This is a genomic window from Actinoplanes derwentensis (genome assembly GCF_900104725.1).
Lineage (GTDB): Bacteria > Actinomycetota > Actinomycetes > Mycobacteriales > Micromonosporaceae > Actinoplanes > Actinoplanes derwentensis.
Genome location: NZ_LT629758.1, coordinates 2,123,670 through 2,143,452, shown reverse-complemented (window position 1 = coordinate 2,143,452; position 19,783 = coordinate 2,123,670). Strand labels below are relative to the sequence as shown.

General features: G+C 68.5%; 23 protein-coding genes. 10 read left to right on the top strand and 13 right to left on the bottom strand.

All coding sequences use genetic code 11. The annotated features are described in order from the left end of the window. Nucleotides 1-108 precede the first annotated feature (108 nt). On the bottom strand, nucleotides 109-768 hold the full coding sequence (locus BLU81_RS09825; protein ID WP_092543629.1) for a TetR/AcrR family transcriptional regulator: 660 nt from the start codon (nucleotides 766-768) through the stop codon (nucleotides 109-111). A 48-nt stretch (nucleotides 769-816) separates the two neighbouring features. On the opposite strand from BLU81_RS09825, the gene BLU81_RS09820 reads away from it, so the two are divergent. After that, nucleotides 817-1,695, top strand: coding sequence for an alpha/beta fold hydrolase (locus BLU81_RS09820; RefSeq protein ID WP_092543627.1), 879 nt, complete (start codon nucleotides 817-819; stop codon nucleotides 1,693-1,695). A gap of 392 nt (nucleotides 1,696-2,087) precedes the next feature. On the opposite strand, the gene BLU81_RS47795 is transcribed toward BLU81_RS09820, so the two are convergent. After that, on the bottom strand, nucleotides 2,088-2,483 hold the full coding sequence (locus BLU81_RS47795) for a hypothetical protein (RefSeq protein ID WP_157751444.1): 396 nt from the start codon (nucleotides 2,481-2,483) through the stop codon (nucleotides 2,088-2,090). A gap of 520 nt (nucleotides 2,484-3,003) precedes the next feature. Between BLU81_RS47795 and BLU81_RS09810 the strand changes: the two genes are divergently transcribed. Both BLU81_RS09810 and BLU81_RS09805 read left to right on the top strand, forming a co-directional pair. Continuing rightward, complete coding sequence (locus BLU81_RS09810; RefSeq protein ID WP_092543623.1) at nucleotides 3,004-3,429, top strand: hypothetical protein; 426 nt, start codon at nucleotides 3,004-3,006, stop codon at nucleotides 3,427-3,429. A 132-nt stretch (nucleotides 3,430-3,561) separates the two neighbouring features. Continuing rightward, complete coding sequence (locus BLU81_RS09805) at nucleotides 3,562-3,909, top strand: peptidase inhibitor family I36 protein (protein ID WP_157751443.1); 348 nt, start codon at nucleotides 3,562-3,564, stop codon at nucleotides 3,907-3,909. On the opposite strand, the gene BLU81_RS47790 is transcribed toward BLU81_RS09805, so the two are convergent. From BLU81_RS47790 to BLU81_RS09795, 3 genes are all read right to left on the bottom strand, one after another. Further along, a complete protein-coding gene (locus BLU81_RS47790) occupies nucleotides 3,906-4,046 on the bottom strand; it encodes a hypothetical protein (protein ID WP_157751442.1) in 141 nt (46 codons plus the stop codon). The two genes, BLU81_RS09805 and BLU81_RS47790, sit on opposite strands and share 4 nt — an antisense overlap. A gap of 358 nt (nucleotides 4,047-4,404) precedes the next feature. Then, nucleotides 4,405-4,596, bottom strand: a complete 192-nt coding sequence (locus tag BLU81_RS09800) for a hypothetical protein (protein ID WP_092543619.1) — start codon at nucleotides 4,594-4,596, stop codon at nucleotides 4,405-4,407. 289 nt (nucleotides 4,597-4,885) lie between these two features. Then, nucleotides 4,886-5,578: a TetR/AcrR family transcriptional regulator gene (locus BLU81_RS09795; RefSeq protein WP_092556841.1), complete on the bottom strand. Its 693-nt coding sequence runs from the start codon at nucleotides 5,576-5,578 to the stop codon at nucleotides 4,886-4,888. Between the two features lie 53 nt (nucleotides 5,579-5,631). Here BLU81_RS09795 and BLU81_RS09790 point away from each other — a divergent pair, with 53 nt between their 5' ends. After that, nucleotides 5,632-6,750, top strand: a complete 1,119-nt coding sequence (locus tag BLU81_RS09790) for an FAD-dependent oxidoreductase (RefSeq protein ID WP_092543617.1) — start codon at nucleotides 5,632-5,634, stop codon at nucleotides 6,748-6,750. A 41-nt stretch (nucleotides 6,751-6,791) separates the two neighbouring features. On the opposite strand, the gene BLU81_RS49510 is transcribed toward BLU81_RS09790, so the two are convergent. The 4 genes from BLU81_RS49510 to BLU81_RS09770 all read right to left on the bottom strand — a co-directional run bounded on the left by BLU81_RS49510 (nucleotide 6,792) and on the right by BLU81_RS09770 (nucleotide 9,208). Next, complete coding sequence (locus BLU81_RS49510; RefSeq protein WP_197686491.1) at nucleotides 6,792-7,217, bottom strand: hypothetical protein; 426 nt, start codon at nucleotides 7,215-7,217, stop codon at nucleotides 6,792-6,794. 464 nt (nucleotides 7,218-7,681) lie between these two features. Then, nucleotides 7,682-8,044 carry a fluoride efflux transporter FluC gene (locus tag BLU81_RS09780; protein ID WP_373873295.1) on the bottom strand — a complete coding sequence of 121 codons (363 nt, stop codon included), beginning with the start codon at nucleotides 8,042-8,044 and terminating at the stop codon, nucleotides 7,682-7,684. Then, nucleotides 8,044-8,598 (bottom strand): fluoride efflux transporter FluC, encoded by a 555-nt coding sequence (locus BLU81_RS09775; RefSeq protein WP_231954350.1) that lies wholly within the window; start codon nucleotides 8,596-8,598, stop codon nucleotides 8,044-8,046. Before BLU81_RS09775 ends, BLU81_RS09780 begins: the two co-directional genes overlap by 1 nt. A gap of 199 nt (nucleotides 8,599-8,797) precedes the next feature. Beyond that, nucleotides 8,798-9,208 (bottom strand): GNAT family acetyltransferase, encoded by a 411-nt coding sequence (locus tag BLU81_RS09770; protein WP_231954349.1) that lies wholly within the window; start codon nucleotides 9,206-9,208, stop codon nucleotides 8,798-8,800. A 116-nt stretch (nucleotides 9,209-9,324) separates the two neighbouring features. Between BLU81_RS09770 and BLU81_RS09765 the strand changes: the two genes are divergently transcribed. The 3 genes from BLU81_RS09765 to BLU81_RS09755 all read left to right on the top strand — a co-directional run bounded on the left by BLU81_RS09765 (nucleotide 9,325) and on the right by BLU81_RS09755 (nucleotide 12,598). Next, the gene (locus tag BLU81_RS09765; RefSeq protein WP_092543611.1) at nucleotides 9,325-11,307 is read left to right on the top strand and encodes an endo-1,4-beta-xylanase; all 1,983 of its coding nucleotides are present in this window, start codon (nucleotides 9,325-9,327) and stop codon (nucleotides 11,305-11,307) included. Between the two features lie 45 nt (nucleotides 11,308-11,352). Next, on the top strand, nucleotides 11,353-12,096 hold the full coding sequence (locus tag BLU81_RS09760) for a hypothetical protein (protein WP_092543609.1): 744 nt from the start codon (nucleotides 11,353-11,355) through the stop codon (nucleotides 12,094-12,096). A gap of 67 nt (nucleotides 12,097-12,163) precedes the next feature. Beyond that, a complete protein-coding gene (locus BLU81_RS09755; protein ID WP_092543607.1) occupies nucleotides 12,164-12,598 on the top strand; it encodes a hypothetical protein in 435 nt (144 codons plus the stop codon). On the opposite strand, the gene BLU81_RS09750 is transcribed toward BLU81_RS09755, so the two are convergent. After that, the gene (locus BLU81_RS09750) at nucleotides 12,589-13,161 is read right to left on the bottom strand and encodes a TetR/AcrR family transcriptional regulator (protein ID WP_092556837.1); all 573 of its coding nucleotides are present in this window, start codon (nucleotides 13,159-13,161) and stop codon (nucleotides 12,589-12,591) included. The genes BLU81_RS09755 and BLU81_RS09750 overlap by 10 nt on opposite strands. Before the next feature lie 83 nt (nucleotides 13,162-13,244). Between BLU81_RS09750 and BLU81_RS09745 the strand changes: the two genes are divergently transcribed. Together BLU81_RS09745 and BLU81_RS09740 are read left to right on the top strand one after the other, a co-directional pair. Then, nucleotides 13,245-14,153: a TIGR03564 family F420-dependent LLM class oxidoreductase gene (locus BLU81_RS09745; protein WP_092543605.1), complete on the top strand. Its 909-nt coding sequence runs from the start codon at nucleotides 13,245-13,247 to the stop codon at nucleotides 14,151-14,153. Between the two features lie 263 nt (nucleotides 14,154-14,416). Then, nucleotides 14,417-14,896: a hypothetical protein gene (locus BLU81_RS09740; protein ID WP_157751441.1), complete on the top strand. Its 480-nt coding sequence runs from the start codon at nucleotides 14,417-14,419 to the stop codon at nucleotides 14,894-14,896. 5 nt (nucleotides 14,897-14,901) lie between these two features. Here BLU81_RS09740 and BLU81_RS09735 read toward each other — a convergent pair whose 3' ends face one another. After that, a complete protein-coding gene (locus tag BLU81_RS09735) occupies nucleotides 14,902-15,546 on the bottom strand; it encodes a GNAT family N-acetyltransferase (RefSeq protein WP_092543601.1) in 645 nt (214 codons plus the stop codon). Nucleotides 15,547-15,592: 46 nt separating this feature from the next. On the opposite strand from BLU81_RS09735, the gene BLU81_RS09730 reads away from it, so the two are divergent. Beyond that, nucleotides 15,593-17,449 (top strand): glycoside hydrolase family 5 protein, encoded by a 1,857-nt coding sequence (locus BLU81_RS09730; RefSeq protein WP_092543599.1) that lies wholly within the window; start codon nucleotides 15,593-15,595, stop codon nucleotides 17,447-17,449. 17 nt (nucleotides 17,450-17,466) lie between these two features. On the opposite strand, the gene BLU81_RS09725 is transcribed toward BLU81_RS09730, so the two are convergent. Together BLU81_RS09725 and BLU81_RS09720 are read right to left on the bottom strand one after the other, a co-directional pair. Next, nucleotides 17,467-18,096 carry a DinB family protein gene (locus tag BLU81_RS09725; RefSeq protein ID WP_307833791.1) on the bottom strand — a complete coding sequence of 210 codons (630 nt, stop codon included), beginning with the start codon at nucleotides 18,094-18,096 and terminating at the stop codon, nucleotides 17,467-17,469. Further along, a complete protein-coding gene (locus BLU81_RS09720) occupies nucleotides 18,093-19,592 on the bottom strand; it encodes an FAD-dependent monooxygenase (RefSeq protein WP_092543597.1) in 1,500 nt (499 codons plus the stop codon). The genes BLU81_RS09725 and BLU81_RS09720 overlap by 4 nt, the downstream gene beginning before the upstream one ends. Nucleotides 19,593-19,783 lie beyond the last annotated feature (191 nt).

Here is a 19,783-nt window from a genome sequence, read left to right as displayed (position 1 = left end):
CCGGCGTCAGCTAGCGAGATGGGCCAGGCCATCAGCGCCTGATGTTCTTTGGCCATCGAGGCCTGTCCTCGTGCCAGCGAACCTTGTCCCGGCGATGGTCTCTGCCACTCAAGTCTGTCCGCGACGGTGAGCAGGCGTTTGGACTCGGGCAGGGATCGACGGCTCCCCGGTGTGGAACAGCCGACCAAGCTGGTCGTGGAGGATCCGTAGCGCGCCAGCGCCGTCGCGCTGGCCGCCCAGCACGCTCGAGCCCAGGCCGTTGGTCAGCGCGAGCAGCGCGGCCGCGGTCAGTGCCGGGGCCACGTCGGCGGCGACCTCGCCCGCCTCTTGGGCGGCGGCGATGTGTGTGGCCAGCAGCGATTCCAGTTTGTCGGGGTAGGTAGCGCCGTGCCGGGTGGCCATCTCCGCCTCGCTGCTGAAGACCAAGGTGTAGAAGCCGGTGTAGGCCCGCGTCAGCCGCACGCTCTCCTCGTCGGTCGGCAGGACCGCCGTGAGGGTGCCGTAGACGACGGTGCGTGAGGTGACCGGGCCGAGTGCGCGGATGCTCGCCGACACCCGTTCGGTGAGTTGGTCGGCGAGGTAGGCGAGCGCAGTCAGCAGCAGCTGTTCCTTGGTGTGGAAGTAGTACTGCACGAGCCGGAGCGACACCCCGGCTTCGGCGGCCACTTCGCGCATGGTGGCCGACTGCAGGCCGCGTGTGCTCGCTATCCGCAGCAGGGCCTCGCCGATCTGCCGTCGTCGTGGCTCGTGGTCTACCCGTTTCGGCATCCCTTCATGATACGTTCGTATCATAAAAAGCGTTGAACGGAGGCCACGATGCCAGTCGGCGAGTTTCGCAATGATCAGGCCCGCGACCGTTTCTTCACCGTCTACAACGATCTGGTCGAACGGCTCTGGCCGTCCCCGTCCGCCGAGTCCGACGTGGTCACCAGCTTCGGCACCACCCGCGTCCACCGCCTCGGTGTCGGCGAGCAGACCCCGTTCGTGCTGCTACCGGGTGCGGGCGGGCCGTCGCTGATGTGGCACGCGTACGTCGGCCGGCTCGCCATCTCCCGACCGGTCATCGCGATCGACCCCGTCGGCGAGCCCGGCCCGTCGGTCCAGACCCGCGCCATCGACAACGGCGACGAATGGTCCCGATGGCTCGACGAGGTCCTTACCGCGCTGGACGTCGGCCAAGCCCACCTGGTTGGCACCTCGTATGGCGGCTGGATCGCCCTGCGCCACGCATTGCGATCACCGGACGCGGTCGCGAGCCTCACGCTGCTCGACCCCGCCGGCTTCGGCAAGGTCGGTCCGAAGTTCCTGGCCTGGGTGATCGCGTGCGGGCTGACCAGCTTCGCCCCCAGGCCGATCCGGCACGCGCTGGCTCGGCCGCTGCGCAACCTCGCCTTACGCGACGACGAGGCCATGCCCCTGGTCAAAGCCACCTTCGGCTTCCGACGCAGACACATCCCGCCCACCCCGATCACCGACGCCGAACTCGAACGGATCACGGCGCCCACGCTGACGCTGGTCGGCGGCCACAGCCAGCTGTACAACGCACGCGAGGTCGCCGCCACAGTCACCGCCCGGATGCCGCGCGCTGTCGCCGAAATCATCCCCGAAGCCAGCCACGACCTGGTCCTCTGGCATCCCGACGAACTCGCCGCCCGGATCATCAAGTTCGCCGCGGACACCCCGGCCCGCCCTTGACATCATGTGGCGGCGATTCTCCAAGGGCATCCAGCCACGGACAAACTCGAGTGGCGAAACCATCGCCGGGACGAAGTTCGCCGGCACGCGGACAGACCTCGATGGCAAAGGACACCTGACCGGGAACCAGGCAAGACAGTCCCCCTGCTGATTCGTCAGCGACAACGGTGGCCGGATGTCGGTGAGATTCGGAGCCGCCTCGCCGGCCCACCCCGCCCGGATGTTCATGAGAACGAGCGCCACTCATTGATCAAGACGGAGTACGCAGCGAGGCCAGTGCGGGCCCTTGAGTCACTTACCGTTACACCCTGGGTCAACCGCGAACGACGGGGCAATGCGCACTCATGCCGGCGAGAGTGCGATCGGTCATGCCAGAAGGCCAGCTACCACCATCAATAGACCTCTTCGATAACCAGCATGACTCGATGATCTCCCGTGCGGAAATCGGCCAGCGAGAAATCGCTCGGAGGTTCGGCGCCGCTGACCACAGACCGCTGCACTCGTTCGATCAGCGCTCTACGTTGTTCGCCGAACACCTCGCGGGGTGCGGAGCCGTCAGCATACAAAACATGCAGGCCAGTTCGTTGCAACTGCCGTCGTACCGCGGCGGGATAGGCTTCTATCGGGCGGCCACTCATATGCCACCGGATGCCCTCTTCGTCGTCCCAGTGACGGTCTCTGATAGGAGAAGGCGACGCTCCGTCTCCGTGAACCAGGTCGGCGGCCTCGGAACTTGCTGCCTTACCTCGATCAGCGAACGGCAGAGGTTCCTCGTGCTGAATGTCCATGCCGCATCATGGCATGACAGCTAACGTCATCTGGATCTGCCGCCGACATCGCGCCCTTCCCATCCCGGCAGTCACCATGCGTCATCACAAGCTCTGTCTGCGGGTGAGGCGCTACCGAGTCGGCCGGTGGCTCCGAAACTCGCAAACATCGAGTTTTACAAGATCTCGCTGGCTCCAACGACTCAGCGACACCTGGCCCCGAACCTCGGTTCTGGCACAGAAAGTGTGATTGACTATCGCTGATGGCTTGTTGCCCTGCTGTGTGACGCGACGATCCAGCCACCTCGACACGCTCAGCATCGAGAAGATTGAGCAGTCGGACGATGGGCTGTGGCTGGCGGCCAGCATGCGACCCCGGATGACGACCGTAGTGCCGAAGGCACGGCCGCGGGCTCCGTTAAGTACTACTCGGGTGACGCCGCTAGGTTGTGATGCCGGGCCGGCATGACCGGATCGGCACCGGGTCCCGGGCGCCGCCGGGTTCGCGGCGACATTCGCGGCACGTTCGAGGAGACACCCCATGGCGAAGAAGCGCGGCTTCCTGTTTCAAACAGCCGCCGCTGTGTTGGTGGCGGCGCTGTCCGCCCTGACGTGGTACGCGTGGCTGGGCTGGGATGACCAGTACCAGCTCGATCCGGCCACCGGCGTGGAAAGCGGCCCGTATGAGGCCGGGCAGATCTCCGGCTGCGCCGTGACACTGCTGGTCCTCCTGGTCACCGCGGTACTGGCCGGGGCCTGGGAGGTGCCGGCGGCCACCGCCCTGACCCTTGGGTTCACCGTCGTGTTCACCATCGATGCGGCCCGGAAGGACGAGTCCGGCCTGTTCGCGGTCGGCGCGGTCCTGGTGTTCCTGGGTGTGGGCATGGCATCCGGCGTGGTCTCGGCGATCATGTTCGGCATCCGCGACCGTCGGGCGTCACGCCGAGGCCAGCCCGCGCAACCGTAGGCTCTGTCGACCCCGATCCGCCGGATTCGTGACCGCCCGCTCGGATTATCCGGCGACCAACTTGTCACCAAAGGGACTTTATGTCCCTACTGTGATCCTCCTTAGCACTCCACTGATACGGGGGAAACACTGGTGAACAGAATCGGAATCGTTCTCGGCATCGCCGGGGCGCTGATCGCCGGATCTGGCGCCCCGGCAGCAGCCGGCGACCTGGCCTGGAACGACTGCCCGAAGAACTCCGTCTGCTTCTACGGCCAGACCGACGGCGACGGCCGGATGGTCGTGGTCTCCGGCCTGTCGCCGATCTGCGATCCGAAGGAGATCCCGGCGATCAAGACGAAGTCGGTGTTCAACAACAACGCCTACCCGGTGAAGGTGACCGGGCAGGGGCCGGGGACGTTCAAACTCGGCCCGTACCGGCAGAACGGTGACATGCGGCCGGCGAAGATCTGGGCGTGGGTGGCTCGTAACGACTGCTAACGGCCGAACACCTCCACTTCGGCGATGGTGAGTGCACTCGGGGCCGTGCCGGCCGGCCACACCCGGACGTAACGGCCCCGCGCGGACAGGTCGGCGGTGGCCGGCCGGGCCGCCGGCTCGGAGACGAGAGCGGTCATCCGCTGCCGCGGGTTTGTCCTCGGCCCGGATCGCGTCGAGCGCTGATGAGCCTCGGGATGGCCGGCGGAGGTCAGCCACCCGTCTTTACTGAAGTGCCCGCGTGACGTTGAGCAGATCTTCGGGCGGAAGCCCACCCAGCCGCCGAGCCGCATACTCGTTGTCGCAAACCAGTACGTCACCGTGCATGGACCAACTCCCCCCACGGTCTTCGAGCAGTTGTCGAGCGGCTTCCACAGCTGTCTCGCAGGGACACGAATCAATGATCGCAAAGCGGTTGCCAAGCCGATCGTCCGCTTCTGCCGCAGATGACGCGCGCCCCGTGGAGTCTTTCGCCGCACCGGCCATCCGCAGGCACTATCAGTAGTTCATCTCGACGTCCTCGACCGCCAGCACGCCGGACCTGATGTCCATGGCGGCAGGGCCGGCGATGATCGCGCCGGGCGCCAAGACGGTCTTGTGGTCGCGGAGTACCTCCTGGCCGCTGATCTGGGCGTAGACCAGCGCCATGTTCACCGAGAAGCGCCCGAGCACCTTCACGATGGTCGGCATAGGGGTGAGTCAACCGGTGACCAACAAGGATCGCACCCGGTCGGCAACTACCCGCCGCCGGGCCTCTGACCAGCCTTACCGCTAGTTTTCACGAGATCGTCAGTCGAGGACCGAGACTTCCGCGAGTTCAGGCGAACTGAAGGTTCTTCAGCTGGAACTCAAGCGGGTTCATGCCTGTTGGATGGTTTCCGTCCTTGGGTTCGCGGTGAACCCCCAGTGTTGGCCCGGGGACTCCCGACGCTCCGGCAAGCCGCAGAGGAGAAGGATCGCATTCGGCAAGACTTGAGCGTCACACCGGTGGCCGGGTGAGTTTGGCGGCGATGGCGTCGAGGACCCAGTCCAGGCCGGTGGCGAAGGATTCCGCGGCGTCCATGTCCGTGCCGTCGTGTACGGCCTTGGCCAGAGACGGGAAGCGCCCGGTGGCCAACATTCTGGTCACATGCGGGCCGAAGTCCCGTTGCCAGTCGCGCTTGGACAGGCCCGTGGCGCGTTCGGCCCGCAGGTTCGCAATCTCGCGCCGGATCGCGCCGGTGACGTAGGCGCCGACGGTCTCCGCGGCGCGCATGACGGTGTCGATGTCGGCGAGGCCGTCGAGGGCGGCGAGCTTGGCCTCGGTCACGGCGAGGCCGTGCGGGCCCAGGGTAGGGCGGCCACCGAGCAGGTCGGCCAGCCATTCGTGGCGGAGAGCGGCCTGCCTGGTGCGGTGGGCGAGGACGCGCAGCGTCTCCCGCCAGTCACCGGACTGTTCCCCGGGGAGAATCTCGGCGTTGACCTCGTCGACCATGAGGTCGAACAGGTCGTCCTTGGCGGAGATGTATCCGTACAGCCGCATCGGGCCCGCGTTCAGCCGGGCGGCGACCTTGCGCACCGACACCGCCTCCAGCCCGCCCTCGTCGGCCAGCGCGACGGCGGCGGCGATGATCCGCTCCCGGTCGAGCGGCACGGGGGCATTCGGCGGCTCCGGCCGATCCCACACCGTCACGGTCACTCCCTGCTGTTGCGAGACATCCTACGATCGAAATACGGTGTATCGCCATGAGACATCGTATCGCTGTAGTCGGTGGCGGCCCCGCGGGCCTGACCCTCGCCCGTGTCCTGCACCGGCATGGCTACCCCGTCGCCGTCCTCGAACGCGATCCCGCCCCCGACTCCCGTCCCCCGGGCGGCACGCTGGACCTGCACGAAGGGCTCGGCCAGTTGGCACTGGAAAAGGCAGGTCTGCTGGCGGAGTTTCAGACGCTTTCTCGGCCCGAGGGACAGGCCATGCGCATCCTGGACACCGCTGGAACTGTTCTGAGGGACTGGCGACCCCACCCGGATGAGCGGGCCAATCCCGAGATCGACCGCGGGCAACTGCGTGACCTGCTACTCGGTCCTCTCGACGTCAGGTGGGGACGGGAGGTGACGCAGGTGGTACCAAGGACCGGCGATGGCCCCCTGGTTCATTTTGCGGACGGGCGACAGGAGACGTTCGATCTGGTGGTGGGTGCGGACGGCGCCTGGTCCCGGGTTCGCCCGGCGGTCTCGCCGGTGACACCGCAGTACACCGGCGTCACCGCGGTCGAGACTTCCCTGGACGACGTCGACAACAGCCATCCTGATCTCGCCCGGTTGATCGGCGACGGTTCGGTGGCCGTGTACGGCGTGAACCGATCCCTGGGTGCCCAGCGCAACAGCGGCGGTCATGTCAAGGTCTACGCCAAGTTCCGCGCGCCGCGGGACTGGCACGCTGGCCTGGATCTGGCCGACGTCGAAGCCGTGCGATCGAGCCTTCTGGCCCTGTTCGACGGCTGGGCCGCTCCCGTGCTCGACCTGCTCAGCCACGGCACCGCTTTCGTCCACCGCCCCATCTACGTCCTGCCCGAATCCCACATCTGGGCCCACGTCCACGGGGTGACGCTCCTGGGCGATGCCGCCCACCTGATGCCGCCGTTGGGTGCCGGCGCAAACCTCGCCATGCTCGACGGGGCCGAGCTCGCCGCGTCCATCGCCGCGGGGCCGGAAGATCTGGACAAGGCCGTCCGCGCCTTCGAGGAACAAATGTGGGCACGAGCCAGCAAGTGGGCGAAGATCACGACGGCCGGCCTGGAACGCCTCGTGAGCCCGGACCCCGCCGAAGCCCTCGCCCTCTTCGAGCAAGTCCAGCCATCCTGACCGCCAGGAGCAAAAGCACCAGCGAGGATGATCGGCTAGATTTACGGCTGGCCGTGGCTTCGAGGGTCCCGGACCGTGTCATACCGCTCGGCGGCTGACTCCAGGAGTTGGCGGGCGGTGGTGGCGTAGCGGATCGCGGTCTTGGCGTCGATGCCGAAGACCGCGGCCAGGTGCAGCGGGTCGCCGCCGTGGGTGAGGGCTTCTTCGAGTTGCCGGTCGCGGCGCAGGCGTTCCAGGGTGGCGGCATGGCCGCGGAGCGCGTTCTTGGTCCAGAAGGTGCTGACCGGGCCGGTCTCGGTCGCGGTCTGCTGGTTGATCAGCAGATACGGGTTGGTAGTGCGCGGCCAGCGGCGTTGTCGATGATCCAGCCATTGGCGCAGGAGCTGGTGGGTGAGGTCGTCCAGGGGCCGGATCCGGCCGGCGATGATGATGCGCCGGTTGCCGAGGTCGCCGTCGTCGCGCAGCACCTTGCCGAAGTACGCGTCGGCCGTCGGACGGTTCCATCTCCCACAGCGGACGACCGAACCAGGTACGTACCTGGTCCAGATGACTGACGTCGCCGCGGATCGTGTCGTCGGAAAGCCCGGCCGCCGACCGGGCCAGCACGTCGGTCTCGAAGGCCTCGATCTCGTCGGCTGTCGCGGGCCGCCGCGCCTGCCGCAGGTCCCACACCACAGCCAGGGCCAACCCGAGCCACCTCGCCTTCACCAGAGTCGGAAAACCGGCGCTGATAACGACAACGGCTCAGGAATCCTGAAGCTACGTCGACCCGCTCGATCGAGGGATCTGCGAGAGAAAGCCCCTGGCCAGGACGTCGCCAGGGGCCGAGCTACCGCAGGGAACTCGCGGGTTGTTCGTAGGTCCACGACGAGCCGGACCAGTGGTGTCGAGACCGCCTACCGGCTCCTGACGATCGTCGGGGCCGTGAGGGCTAGCCGACGAGCGCGGCGGCCAGGTGGCCGGCGAGGTAGGCGGCGGCCAGTCCCGCCAGGACACTCCCGATGGCGTTGGCGGCGGCCAGCAGCTTCGCGCTGGTCTCGGTCAGGCGGATGGTCTCGAAGGAGAACGTGGAATAGGTGCTCAAGGTCGCGCAGAGGCCGGGCCCGATCAGGTGCTGCAGGGCTTCGGGCACGGTGATCTCGGTGGCGGCACCGGTCAGCAGGCCGAGTCCGGTGCAGGCGGCCATGTTCACGGCGAAGGTTCCCCACGGGAACCCGGTGCCCAGGCGGCGCTGGACGGTGCTGTCGATCAGGTAGCGCAGCGGAGCGCCGATCAGGGCTCCGAGGATGACCATCAACCAGTCCACGCGCCGGCCTCCGGAGAAGGAGGAACCACACGAGCCACGGCAACGACGTACCGGGTGAGTGCCGCCGCGCCCCAGACCGCGAGCAGCGCTGCGCTGAGCGTGGCTACCAGGTAGAACAGTGCGATGCCGGGATGGCCGGTGTCGACGAGGTGCTGGGCGTCGACGGCGTAGGTGGAGAAGGTGGTGTAGCCGCCGAGAACGCCGGTACCGAGAAGCGGCCGGACCAGCGGATGGACGGTGAAGCGCTCGGTGATCAGGACCATCAGGACGCCCATCAGCGCGCAACCGGAGACGTTGATCCCGAACGTGGTCCACGGGAACGCGCCGGGGGTGGCCGGCCAGATCAGGGTCGCGCCGTAGCGGGCGCAAGCGCCGAGGACTCCCCCAGCCGCGACCACGGCTAGGACGGCCGCCTGCCGAGGCGCCGGGCCAGAGCCAGGATCGAGGCCGGATTCAAGGCCGGGATCAGGGCTGGAATCGGGGGCGGAATCCGGCACGAGCGGCTCACTCATCGAGCCGGTGTCGCGGTGATCGGGTCGCATGGGATCGGGTCTCCTAGCGGAGGGGCCACGCGTGGACGCACCAGTAAACGATCACGGCCACGGTCCGGGCAGTTTACCGACCGGCCCGGCCGGGTCGCGTGATCCCCCGACTAGACCGGGCCGGGCGTACCAGAAATCGTGTTCTTCGGCGAAGCCGTCGTTTCAGGGGTGCGGCTTGCCGCACATCGCCTAGGGCATCCTAGGATGAAGATGGTGCCAGAGGCTTGGTGCAGAGCACGTCGGGGCAGGGTAGGTAGCCCAGGCGCTGCCAGAATCGGAGGCCCGCCTCGTTGTCCGGCATGACCAGGAGGTTCACCCGGGGGCAGCCGAGCGCCAGCAAGCGCCTCTCCAGTTCGGCCACCAGCTGGGTGGCGATCCCCTGCCGCCGCCGGGACGGGTCGACGGCGAGCCGGAAGATCCAGCCGCGCCGGCCGTCGTAGGTTCCCATCACCACGCCGGTGATGCCCGGCTCACCCGCCGCCACCAGGAACAACTCGGGATCACGGGTCAGCTTGTTCTCCACTTCGGCGCGAGGAACCACGTCCCGGCCGGCCGTTTTCCATACCGCGACGACATCGTCGTAATCGGTCCATGCGAATTGTCGAATCACTGGATGATCATCACCCATGAGAGCCACCGATTTAACACCGTTGAAATGGGAGCGCTCCCATGTAACGATGTCGCTCTATCCCTGGTAGTAGAACCCGTAATAGAAGGAGCCCGTGGATGCGCGCTCTCCCCCGCCTGCTGGCCGCCCTGCTGGTGGCGGTCCCGCTGGCCACCGTCGCCGCGGTCGCGAGTGCGGCCGACGACCCCACCCCGATCACCGTGCTGACCAAGGACTTCGAGGACGGCACCGTCCAGGGCTTCGCGGGACGATCCGCCGAGACCCTCGCGCACAGCACCGCCCAAGCCCACGGCGGCACCGGCAGCCTGCTGACCAGCGGACGAACCGCCACCTGGCAAGGACCGTCGCTGGATGTGCTGGCCACGTTCACCAAAGGTACGGCGTACACCGTCTCGGTCTGGGTCCGTCTGGCCGAAGGCTCCGACAACGCGCGCCTCAGTGTGGAACGGCGCACCGGCGGGGTGGCCGCTTACGATCAGGTCGTCGGGAACACCGCAGTGACCAGCAGCGCCTGGGTGAACCTGACCGGCCGCTACACCCTGTCCACCGACGTCGAGTTCCTGCGGATCTACGTGGAGACCGCGTCGGCGACGAACCCGATCCACCTCGACGACGTCACCGCCAGTTACGTCCCGGCGCTGCCGATCCAGACCGGCATCCCGTCGGTGAAGGACGTGATCACCGAGTTCCCGGTCGGTGCGGCGATCACCGGTGCGGAGATCCTCGCCGAGCACGGACAGTTGCTGACCAAGCATTTCGACAGCGTGACCCCCGGTAACGCCTTGAAGTGGGACGCGACCGAGCCGACCGAGAACACTTTCAACTACACCCAAGCCGACCCTTTGCTGGCGTACGCGAAAGCACATGGTCTTGCCGTCCGGGGTCACACGCTGGTGTGGCACAACCAGACCCCGGCCTGGGTCTTCACCGGCGCCGACGGACAGCCGATGACCGCCACCGCTGAGGACAAGGCGCTGCTGCTGGCCCGCCTGGACAACCACATCCGCAACGTGGCCGCCCACTACGGCACCGACATCGGCGTGTGGGACGTGGTCAACGAGGTGATCGACGAGAGCCAGTCCGACGGGTTGCGCCGCAGCAACTGGTACAACGTGGCCGGTTTGGATTACCTGCGCACCGCGTTCCGGGTGGCCCGCGAGGTGGCACCGCACGCGAAGCTCTACATCAACGACTACAACACCAACGTCGCGGCCAAACGGGACTTCCTGTTCGGCCTGGTGCAGCAGCTGAAGGCGGAGGGGGTGCCGATCGACGGGGTCGGGCACCAGGTGCACATCAACGTCAACTGGCCGACGATCGCCGAGTCCAAGGCGATGATCGACAAGTTCGTGCCGCTCGGCATCGACCAGCAGGTCACCGAGATGGACGTCAGCATCTACACCGCGAGCAGCGAGAACTTCCCGACGCCTCCGGCGGACCGGCTTCTCAAGCAGGCGTACGTCTACCGGGACATGTTCGCGCTGTTCCGCCAGTACCCCGGGGAGATCACCTCGGTCACGCTGTGGGGACTGGCCGACGACAACACCTGGCTGGACACGTTCCCGGTCACTCGCAAGGACGCGCCGCTGCTGTTCGACACCAGGTTGCAGGCGAAATCGGCGTACTGGGGTGTCGTGGACCCGAGCAAGATCGAGGCGTCCCCGTCCGCGAGCACAAGCACGAGCACGAGCACAAATCCCAGTCCTAGTACGAGTACGAGTACCAGCACCAGCACCAGCCCCAGTCCGCCGGCGCCCACCGGGGCCTGTGCCGTCACCTACCGGGTCACCGGCAGCTGGACCGGCGGCTTCCAGGGTGAGGTGAAAGTCGCCAACACCGGCACCACCGCGCTGACCTCGTGGAACGTAGCCTGGCAGTTCACCGGCGGCCAGCAGATCAGCCAACTGTGGGGCGGCACCCACAGCCAATCCGGAACTGCTGTCACCGTCGGTAACGCGGCCTGGAACGGCAATCTGCCCGCCGGCGGCTCCACGTCGTTCGGTTTCCTGTCGAGCTGGACCGGTACCAACCCGGCACCAACGGCGTTCAGCCTCAACGGAACGGCCTGTTCCGTGCTATGACCCCCCGAATGATCCTCTTTGGCGCGGTAGGGCAGCATACGGCGCGTGCACTACGTGACGGCTACAGCCATCGATTGGATCGGTAACCAGCCGGCCCTGATCGAGGTTCGTCTGCCCGAGGTGAACGGCGATGAGGCCGTGATCCTCGGGCGGGCGCCCCTGCTCAACGCGGGGGCTCTGCGCGATTCCCGGATGCCGATGCCTCTCGACCTGCGTTGCGACGTCGTCAGCCACGACGACGACCACACCGTGGTGGTCCGGCTACGGTACGGCCTGACCGACCAGCGGGGCCGGGACACGTTCCGGGTCGCCGCCGCCGCCGTCCGGCCGGAGAACCCTCGCGAGACCTTCGACCGGCTCCTGCTCAACCACCATGTTCACCCGGAGAACCTGGGCGACGTGGAATCCGCGTGGCTGGCCTTCACCGAGTTCACCCAGACCGAGATCGATCACCTGGACCCGGCCGCCACCACCGAGGCCGACGGTTTCATCGTCCAGTGGGGCCGCTACTCGTGGATCGACCGGACCGCCGCGCTCACCTTCACCCGCCGGCTCGCCCTGCTCACCGACGACGGCCCCGGTTGCTGGCAGGTCAGCCTGGACATGCGTTTCCCCGGCTTCCACACCCTCCCGACCGGCGACACCGGCCTCGACTTCACCCCGGTCGGCCCCGGCCGAGCGGCGGCCCTGGCCCAGATCCGGGCGACGATCAAAAGCCTCCCCCAGCTGTACGCTCTCTGGCGCGCCGTCCCCCGCCGCAGCACCCTGACCTTCGAACTGACCGAGTGACGTCCGTATCGGTGACACCGTTCGCCGCGGCACCCGGGCATGGACACCTGGGAAGGAGCAGATTCCCGTGCCGGATCCGACCGAGGAACGAACCCTGCCGCTGGCACACCGGCTCGCGGCCGATCTTGCCGGTGCCGCCGAGGTCGAGATCAGCAGAACCGGTCCGGGCTTGACGGTCCGGCTGACTCCGCATCGCAGTGGCGCCCGCGAAGTCATCTGGCTCGACCTGGGTACCGAGATCATCGTGCAGGCCGGCGAGATCGGCGGCCGATGGGAGCTGACCGCGGAGCCCACCGATCTCACGTTCCTGGACGACCTCGTCACGTCGGTGATCGCCGGCCGGGTGTCCGAGGTGGCCGCCTACCGCCGCTCACGCGTCACCGTCACACTTCGCGACGGCTCGGCTCAGACCGAGACCGGCTACGACGGGCTGGGCGCCCTGCTACCACTACCGCTCTGGCCACGCTGGGCCCGGACCACGCACTACCTCCCCTACCGCTGACCGTGATCGCGGACGCCGACGACCCGGGGCGCCGGTCCGGGCAGGGCGCTGGTGGCGATGTGCAGGAGGCGGTCGAGGCGGGCCGGGTCGGTGGGGAGGCGTTCGTGGGCCCAGGCCACCGCGTTGACCACGGTCAGCAGGTCGGTGATGTCGAGGCGGGCGGGGTTTCCCGTACGGGCCAGAAGGTCTGTGCCTGTGTCGTGGATCTTGTCGTGGCAGGCCGCCAGCGCGGAGTCCGTGTCGGCGCTGAGGAGTTCGGTGGCGACCAGGCCGCGCATCGTGCTGGCGTGGACCGCTACGGCCCGTAGCCAGAGGCGCAGCGCCTCCGCCGGGTCGGGGTGTCGCAGCAGGTCACGGCCGGTGGAGACGAGGGTGTCCACGTCCTCGGCGATGATCGCGACCAACAGGGTCTGGGCGGACGCGAAGTGCCGGTAGAGCGTGCCGGGGCCGACCCCGGCGCGCTGGGCGATCTTGTTCAGCGAGGCGGCCGCGCCGTGGGCGGTGAACTCCGCGCGGGCGGCGGCGAGCACCCGGTCGCGGTTCTGGGACGCGTCGCTGCGCACGGAACCTCCCATTGTCATCCGGAGAACCTCTCCGTATGCTACCGCCCATCAAGCGGAGAAGTTCTCCGGATAGGGGGCACGACATGAGGATCGGCATCATGATCGGCGAAGTGGCCGGGCCGGTCACCGCCGACGGCCTGAAAGACCAGGTCACCGCCGCGAGCGAGGTGGACACCCTGTGGTCGGCGCAGGCGCTGGGCTGGGACGCGCTCACCGCCCTCACCCTTGCTGGCGCGCACGCACCGCACGTCCGGCTGGGCACCGCCGTCGTCCCGGTGCGCCAGCGGCATCCGCTCGTGCTCGCCGGGCAGGCGCTCAGCGTGCAGGCCGCCACCGGCAACCGGCTCACCCTCGGCATCGGCGCGGGGGTCGGCGTCATGGTGGGCGGCATGTTCGGCCTGCCCACCGACCGGCCGGCCGCCTTCATGCACGAATACCTGGCCGGGTTGCTGCCACTGCTGCACGGCGAGCCGGTCGCGGTCGCCGGCGATTTCCTGACCATTCGCGGTACGACCCAAGTCCCCGGCGCCGAGCCACCACCCGTGCTGCTGGCCGCGTTGGGCCCGGCCATGCTCCGGCTGGCCGGTTCGGTCGCGGACGGCGCCGTCACCTGGATGACCGGCGCGCGCACCCTGGAGTCCCACGTCGTACCGCGTGTCATCGCGGCCGCTCAAGGCCGACCCGCACCACGGATCGTCGCGGGTCTGCCGGTGTGTGTGACCGGCGATCCGTCCGGTGCGCGGGCCAGGATCGCCGACCGCTTCGGGATGGCCGCCCAGGTGCCGGAGTACCGGCGGGTCCTCGACCTCGAGGGCGTCACCGCCCCACAGGACGTGGCACTCATCGGCGACGAGGAGACGGTGTCCGGCGCCATCGGCCGCCTCGCGGAAACCGGCATCACGGAGTTCGCCGCAGCACCCGCCGGAACGCCGGCCGAACAGCAACGAACCACCGCCCTGCTCCGCCACCTGGCTTCGCCGCCCAAGGCGTGAGTGCCGTTCCAGTGTGGTGACCTCGGGTTCGATTCGAACCCGAGGTCACCACACAGACCCGTGCGGCGGGAGGCGGCCGGTCGCTACTCCTTTCAGGTTCCGCCATCCAGTTCAGCCCAAGCCGCTCCTCGGCCGAATGTGTTCCACGAATGTTCGGTCCACCCCAAGAAGCCTTTCGATCATTCATCGGAGAATGCCATCGTTCTTGTCGTCGACATGGGCATTCCCGGAATCCACGAAAAGACGGGAATGACGAAACTCTGATGGCAAGGAATCTGATCACTGTGAACTGGAATGTGAAAAGGCGTATCGCGGCCGTGTTCTCGGTCGCTGCGATCGCTACCGGCGTCATGACGGTCACCGGTGGTGGACCGGCGGCCGCAGCTGGGGAAGCCTGCTGGCAGTGGAGCAAGAGCAATCCCTACAAGAGCGTCGGGATGACGCTGTGGAAGGGGAATTACACGGTGAAGTGGTGCGGGCAGAATGGCCGGGTGACCAAGTTCTGGGTGCTCCGCTGTGACGTCTCGGACGCCAAACCGATTTTCGTGCGCGTCCCGGCCCGGTCGTCAGATTGTCAGCCCCGGACCGGAAACGGCGGCAGCACACTTCCCATCTACGGTGACATGTGGGTCGACCCCACCGTCTCGTACAAGAACAAGATCGGCTGGAATCCCGGGCAGTTGAGAATGCATTACGAAATCGTCCTCCACCCGAACGGAGTGATCACCGGCGACGTCAAGTAGGTGCGTCAGACGATGCCCAGTACTGGGCGGCATTCCGCAACTCCGGTCAGGGTGATGTCGGCGCGGCGGGTCGGTTCCCAGGTGGGTCGGTCGAGGCGCCAACGCTGGATGCGGGCCGGTTCGCCGCGGCGGGTATCCCAGTCGGTGCCGTTGGGTTCGTAACCGAGGGCTCGGGAGATGCGATTGGAGGCCTCGTTGTCCACGAAAGCGTCGCTGCCTGCTTCGCGGGCGCCCAGCCCGGCGAACGCCAGGTGCAGGATCGCCGCGCGCATCTCCCGGCCGAGGCCCTGACGGCGGGCGCCGGGGGCCAGCCACGAGAAGCTGGTCACCGTACCGAATCGGGTGTAGTCGCGGCCGATCAGGTCCTGCATGCCGACCGGCTCGCCGTCGACGAGGACGGCGAAGTACAGCCGCCACGCGTCGGGGGTGACCCGGCCCCGGCCGGTCCAGATACCGCGCAGCCAGCGCCATTCACGGTCGGGGCTGTCGGCGTAAAACGAGATCGGGTCGTCGAACGGCCACGGCTCGGTGTCGGCGATTCCGGCCCGGACCAGCGGCACCAGGCGTTCCAGCAGTTCGTCGGAGGCGCCGGCGAGCGTCAGCCGGGGTGTGCGGACCTCGACGTTCAGGGGTGGATAGGTGTGAGCCACGGGGCGCACGATATCCCCGTACCAAATGGGAAGGATTGTTTTTAGAATGACGGTCGTGCGCCGAACCCTCGCCCTCGCCCTGATCGCCGCGCTGATCCTGCCGGCGGTCCCCGCTGAAGCCGCCGACGACCCGGGGTGGACCGCGCCCCTGAGCACCCGCGGCCGGTACATCGTCGACGCCGACGGGAACCGGTTCAAGTTGCGATCCGGGAACTGGCACGGCGCCAGCGGCACCTGGAACGGTTCGGGCAGTGACACCGACGACGCCGAGCATCACGCCGGGGAGAACGCCGGCCGGACCCCGCTCGGCCTGGACCGGGCGCCGGTGGCCGCGATCGTCGACGGGTTCCGGGCGATCGGCCTGAACAGTGTGCGCCTGCCGTTCTCCAGCGAACTGGTCCGCGACACCCGGCCGGTGGCCGACTCGGCGGTGGCCGCGAACCCGCAGTGGCGCGGCCTGACCCCGTTGCAGGTGTACGACAAGGTGGTGACCGCGCTGACCGACGCCGGGCTGGCGGTGATCCTGAACAATCACACCACCACGACCCGCTGGTGCTGCGGTGTCGACGGCAACGAACGCTGGAACACCTCGCAGACCGCCGCGCAGTGGGAGGACGCCTGGCTGACGATGGCCCGCCGGTACGCCGGCAATCCGCGGGTGGTGGGCGCCGACCTGTACAACGAGGTGCGCCGCAACGTCCTGGACGACCCGAACTGGGGCTGGGGCGACGACCGTGACTGGTTCGCCGCGTCCCAGCGCCTCGGTGACCGGATCCTGCGCGAGGCCAACCCGAACCTGCTGATCATCGTGGAGGGGATCAACTGGACCGGCATCCCGGTAGACGGGTTCGCTCACGAACGGCCCACCCTCAAGCCGGTGCGCACGTTGTCGCACACGCTCACCACCTCGGGGAAGCTGGTCTACGCGGCGCACTTCTACGACTACACCGGCCCGAACCACAGTGGTGCCACCGGCACCGGCGAGACCACCGACCCGCGCTACCGGGACCTGAGCCGCGCCGACCTGTTCGCGGTGCTGAACCGGGACGCGTTCTTCGTCTCCGCCGAGACCGGCCGGCACTTCACCGCCCCGGTGTGGATCAGCGAGTTCGGGGTGGACGGCAACGCGCCGGCCGGCTCGAAGCAGCGCGACTGGTTCGCCGCGTTCACCGACTTCCTGATCAGCAGTGACGCCGACTTCGCGTACTGGCCGGTCGTCGGCTGGGCCGAGCGCCGCACCACGAACGGCTGGGGCCTGCTGTTCTGGGACCGCTCCGGCACCCGCACCGGGATCACCGACGGTGGCGACTGGCGCGACGACGCCTGGCGGCGACTGACCACGAGCGGACTGCGCGGGTACGTCACCCCGGTCCCGTCCCGGTCCATGCTCAGCCCCGACCACGGCGATTTCGTCGCCTCGACCCGGATGCGCGCCGCCGGCGACTGGGACAACGGTGCCCGCAAAGCCGTCTGCGCCGACGGCCAGCGCCTGATCGGGATGAGTCACACCGGCAACCGGGGCCTGTGCACGGACACGGTCACCGCCGCCACCTGGACCACCCATCAGGTGATCACCGACGACCGCCATGTGACCAGCGACTGGGCCTCCGGCTACACCAAGTTCCAGTGCCCCTCCGGGGCTTTCCTGATCGGGTACGCCGTCCGGGGCGCCGCCGTCTCCAGCGCCCTGTGCGCCACCGCGACCACTCCGGTGGCCGGAACCGGCCGCACCGTGTGGTTCGACCGCACCGACAACCGCCCGTCCGGCAACCCCGGCGGCGAGTTCGCCAGTGGCCATCTCAAGGGCCAGTGCGCCGACGACGAGTACGCGGCGGGCATCGCCTGGACCGGCCGCCTGTTCTCCTCCCGCACCCCGGACGCCCTCTACTGCCGACGCCTCTGACCAGCAGTCTTCAGGCTTCAGGTGAATGTGCGGGCAGTGGATTCCAACTTCTCGCGGTAGGTGGCCCACCACGCCTCGTCGCCCTCGATCACGTTGTCGCCGGGGCTCCGCCAGCCGACCCGGCCGTCGATCAGCTCGCGCACGATGTCGGCGTGGCCGGCGTGCTGGGACAGCTCGGCGAGCATGTGCACGAGGATCAGGTGCAACGTCACCGGTACGTCGCCCCACCAGCGGACCGAGCCGGGCGCGTCGACGGGGAGCGCGTCGATCGTCGCGTCGGCGTGCGCCCACACCCGATGCCACCGCCCGATGATGTCGTCACGGGATTCGTCGGCGGTGGCCCACAGGTGTTCGTCCGGTTCGACACCCTCGTCCAGGGCCGGGTTCGGTTCGGGGAAGGGCCGGTCGAACACCTCGCCGAAATATCCGGCGGCCACCGCGGAGGTGTGTTTGATCAGCCCGAGCAGGTTGGTGCCGGTCGGCACGAGCGGGCGTCGCACGTCGTACTCCGCCAGGCCGTCGAGCTTCCCGAGCAACGCCTCACGCGCCTGTTTCACGTACCGGTGAAGGTTCGCCTTGGGGTCCAGATCGGTCATGCCGCCCAGAATCTCACCGGCGGTGCTGCCGCCGCTGCCCCTGCTCGTCACCGGGGGTGACCGAAATGGTGGGTGAGGGCGGCGCGCAGCGTCCCGGCATCACCGGCGGACCAGGCGATAAAGCAATCGGGGCGTACGAGCAACGCGGTCGCGGCTGTGCCCTGCAGTGTGCCGGTGACCATGTCGACCCGGTCCCGCCACGGCGCGGCGACCTCGGTGTAGGTCCCGGTGGAGTCCAACAGCAGCGGCCGGGCGGTGTGGGTCAGTTCAGCGAGGCGGACCGGTCCGCGATCACCGAGCACGACCACGTCGGGAGCACAGTGACCGGCCAGCGGATCGGCCGGGTCAGCGGGGTATCGGACGTCCGCGCCGGACATCAGCGCCGCGATGTGGCCGGTCACCTCCGGTCTGCGCAGTAGTTCGGCGAAGAGTTCCCGCAGGCCGGTGATGTCGTCGCCGGGGCTGATCAGCGCCGCCTGTGCCTTGGTGGACATGACGACGCGTTCGGCGACCGGGCGACGTTCGGTCTCGTACGTGTCGAGCAGGCCCTGTGGCGCCCAGCCCCGCACCGTGGCGGCGAGTTTCCAGCCCAGGTTGACGGCGTCCTGCAGGCCCAGGTTCAGGCCGGGCCCGCCCATGGCGGGATGGACGTGCGCGGCGTCGCCGAGCAGCAGCACCCGGCCGTCGCGGTAGCGGGCGGCGACCCGGGTGTTGCTGCCGTTCAGCCGTCGCAGCAGGCCGGGGCCGTCGGGCGCGCCGACGACGAGGTCGGCGCCGAGCACGCGGGCGACACTGGCACGCAGTTCCGCCAGGCTCATCGGGGCCTGGTCACCCACCGGCGCGCTGGGCCACTCCGTTGTGGTCAGGATCGCCGGGCGGCCGGGGAACGGGGCCCAGGCGATCAGGCCGCGTGTGGTGCGGGTGTGCTGGAACGGCGGGACGACGCCGTAGCCGGGAACCAGTAGGCCGCCGGTCTCCGGGTCGCGGAAGGACTCGGGGACGGTCACGGTGGCGGTCCGGGAGACCGATCGGTCGTCGGTGACGCCGGGGAAGTCGATGCCGGCGAGGCGGCGTACCGCGCTGTGGCCGCCGTCGGCGCCGACGAGGAAACGGGAGGTGAGCCGCGTACCGTCGGCGAGAAGGACCTCGACCCCGTCGGAACCCTGATGGAGATCGACGACCTCGTGGCCGCGGCGGACGTCGACGCCGAGTTCGGCGGCCCGGGCGGCGAGGCCTGCTTCGAACTGGGCCTGTGGCACGCCGAGCACGTAGTGCGGGTTGTCCGCGAGCATCGTGAGGTCCAGCGGGAACGCGCCGAACACGAAGGACGGCTGCGGAACCGGCGGGTTGTCGTCACCGCTGAGCCGCGTGTAGAGGCCGCGCCGGTCGAGCAGGCGGACGACCTGGCCGACGAGGCCGTTGGCACGGGGCTCGCCGGTGGGTGCGGTGTGGCGTTCGAGGACTACGGGCTGGACGCCGCCGAGGGCCAGCTCGCAGGCGAGCATCAGGCCGTTTGGACCGGCACCGACGATGAGGACATCGATCATGATCGTGATCCTTTCGGGGCGTGCGCCATCGCCGCGGCGGGCGCGGCACACGGCCGGGCCCGCCGCGGAAGCGCGACGCGGCTGAAGACAGAGATGAAGGCGGGACCTCAGTCGAACCACCGAAACGAGGTCCACAGCAGGGCGACTGAACACTGGGGTGAGGCGGGATCACCGGCGAGCGGACGGACCGA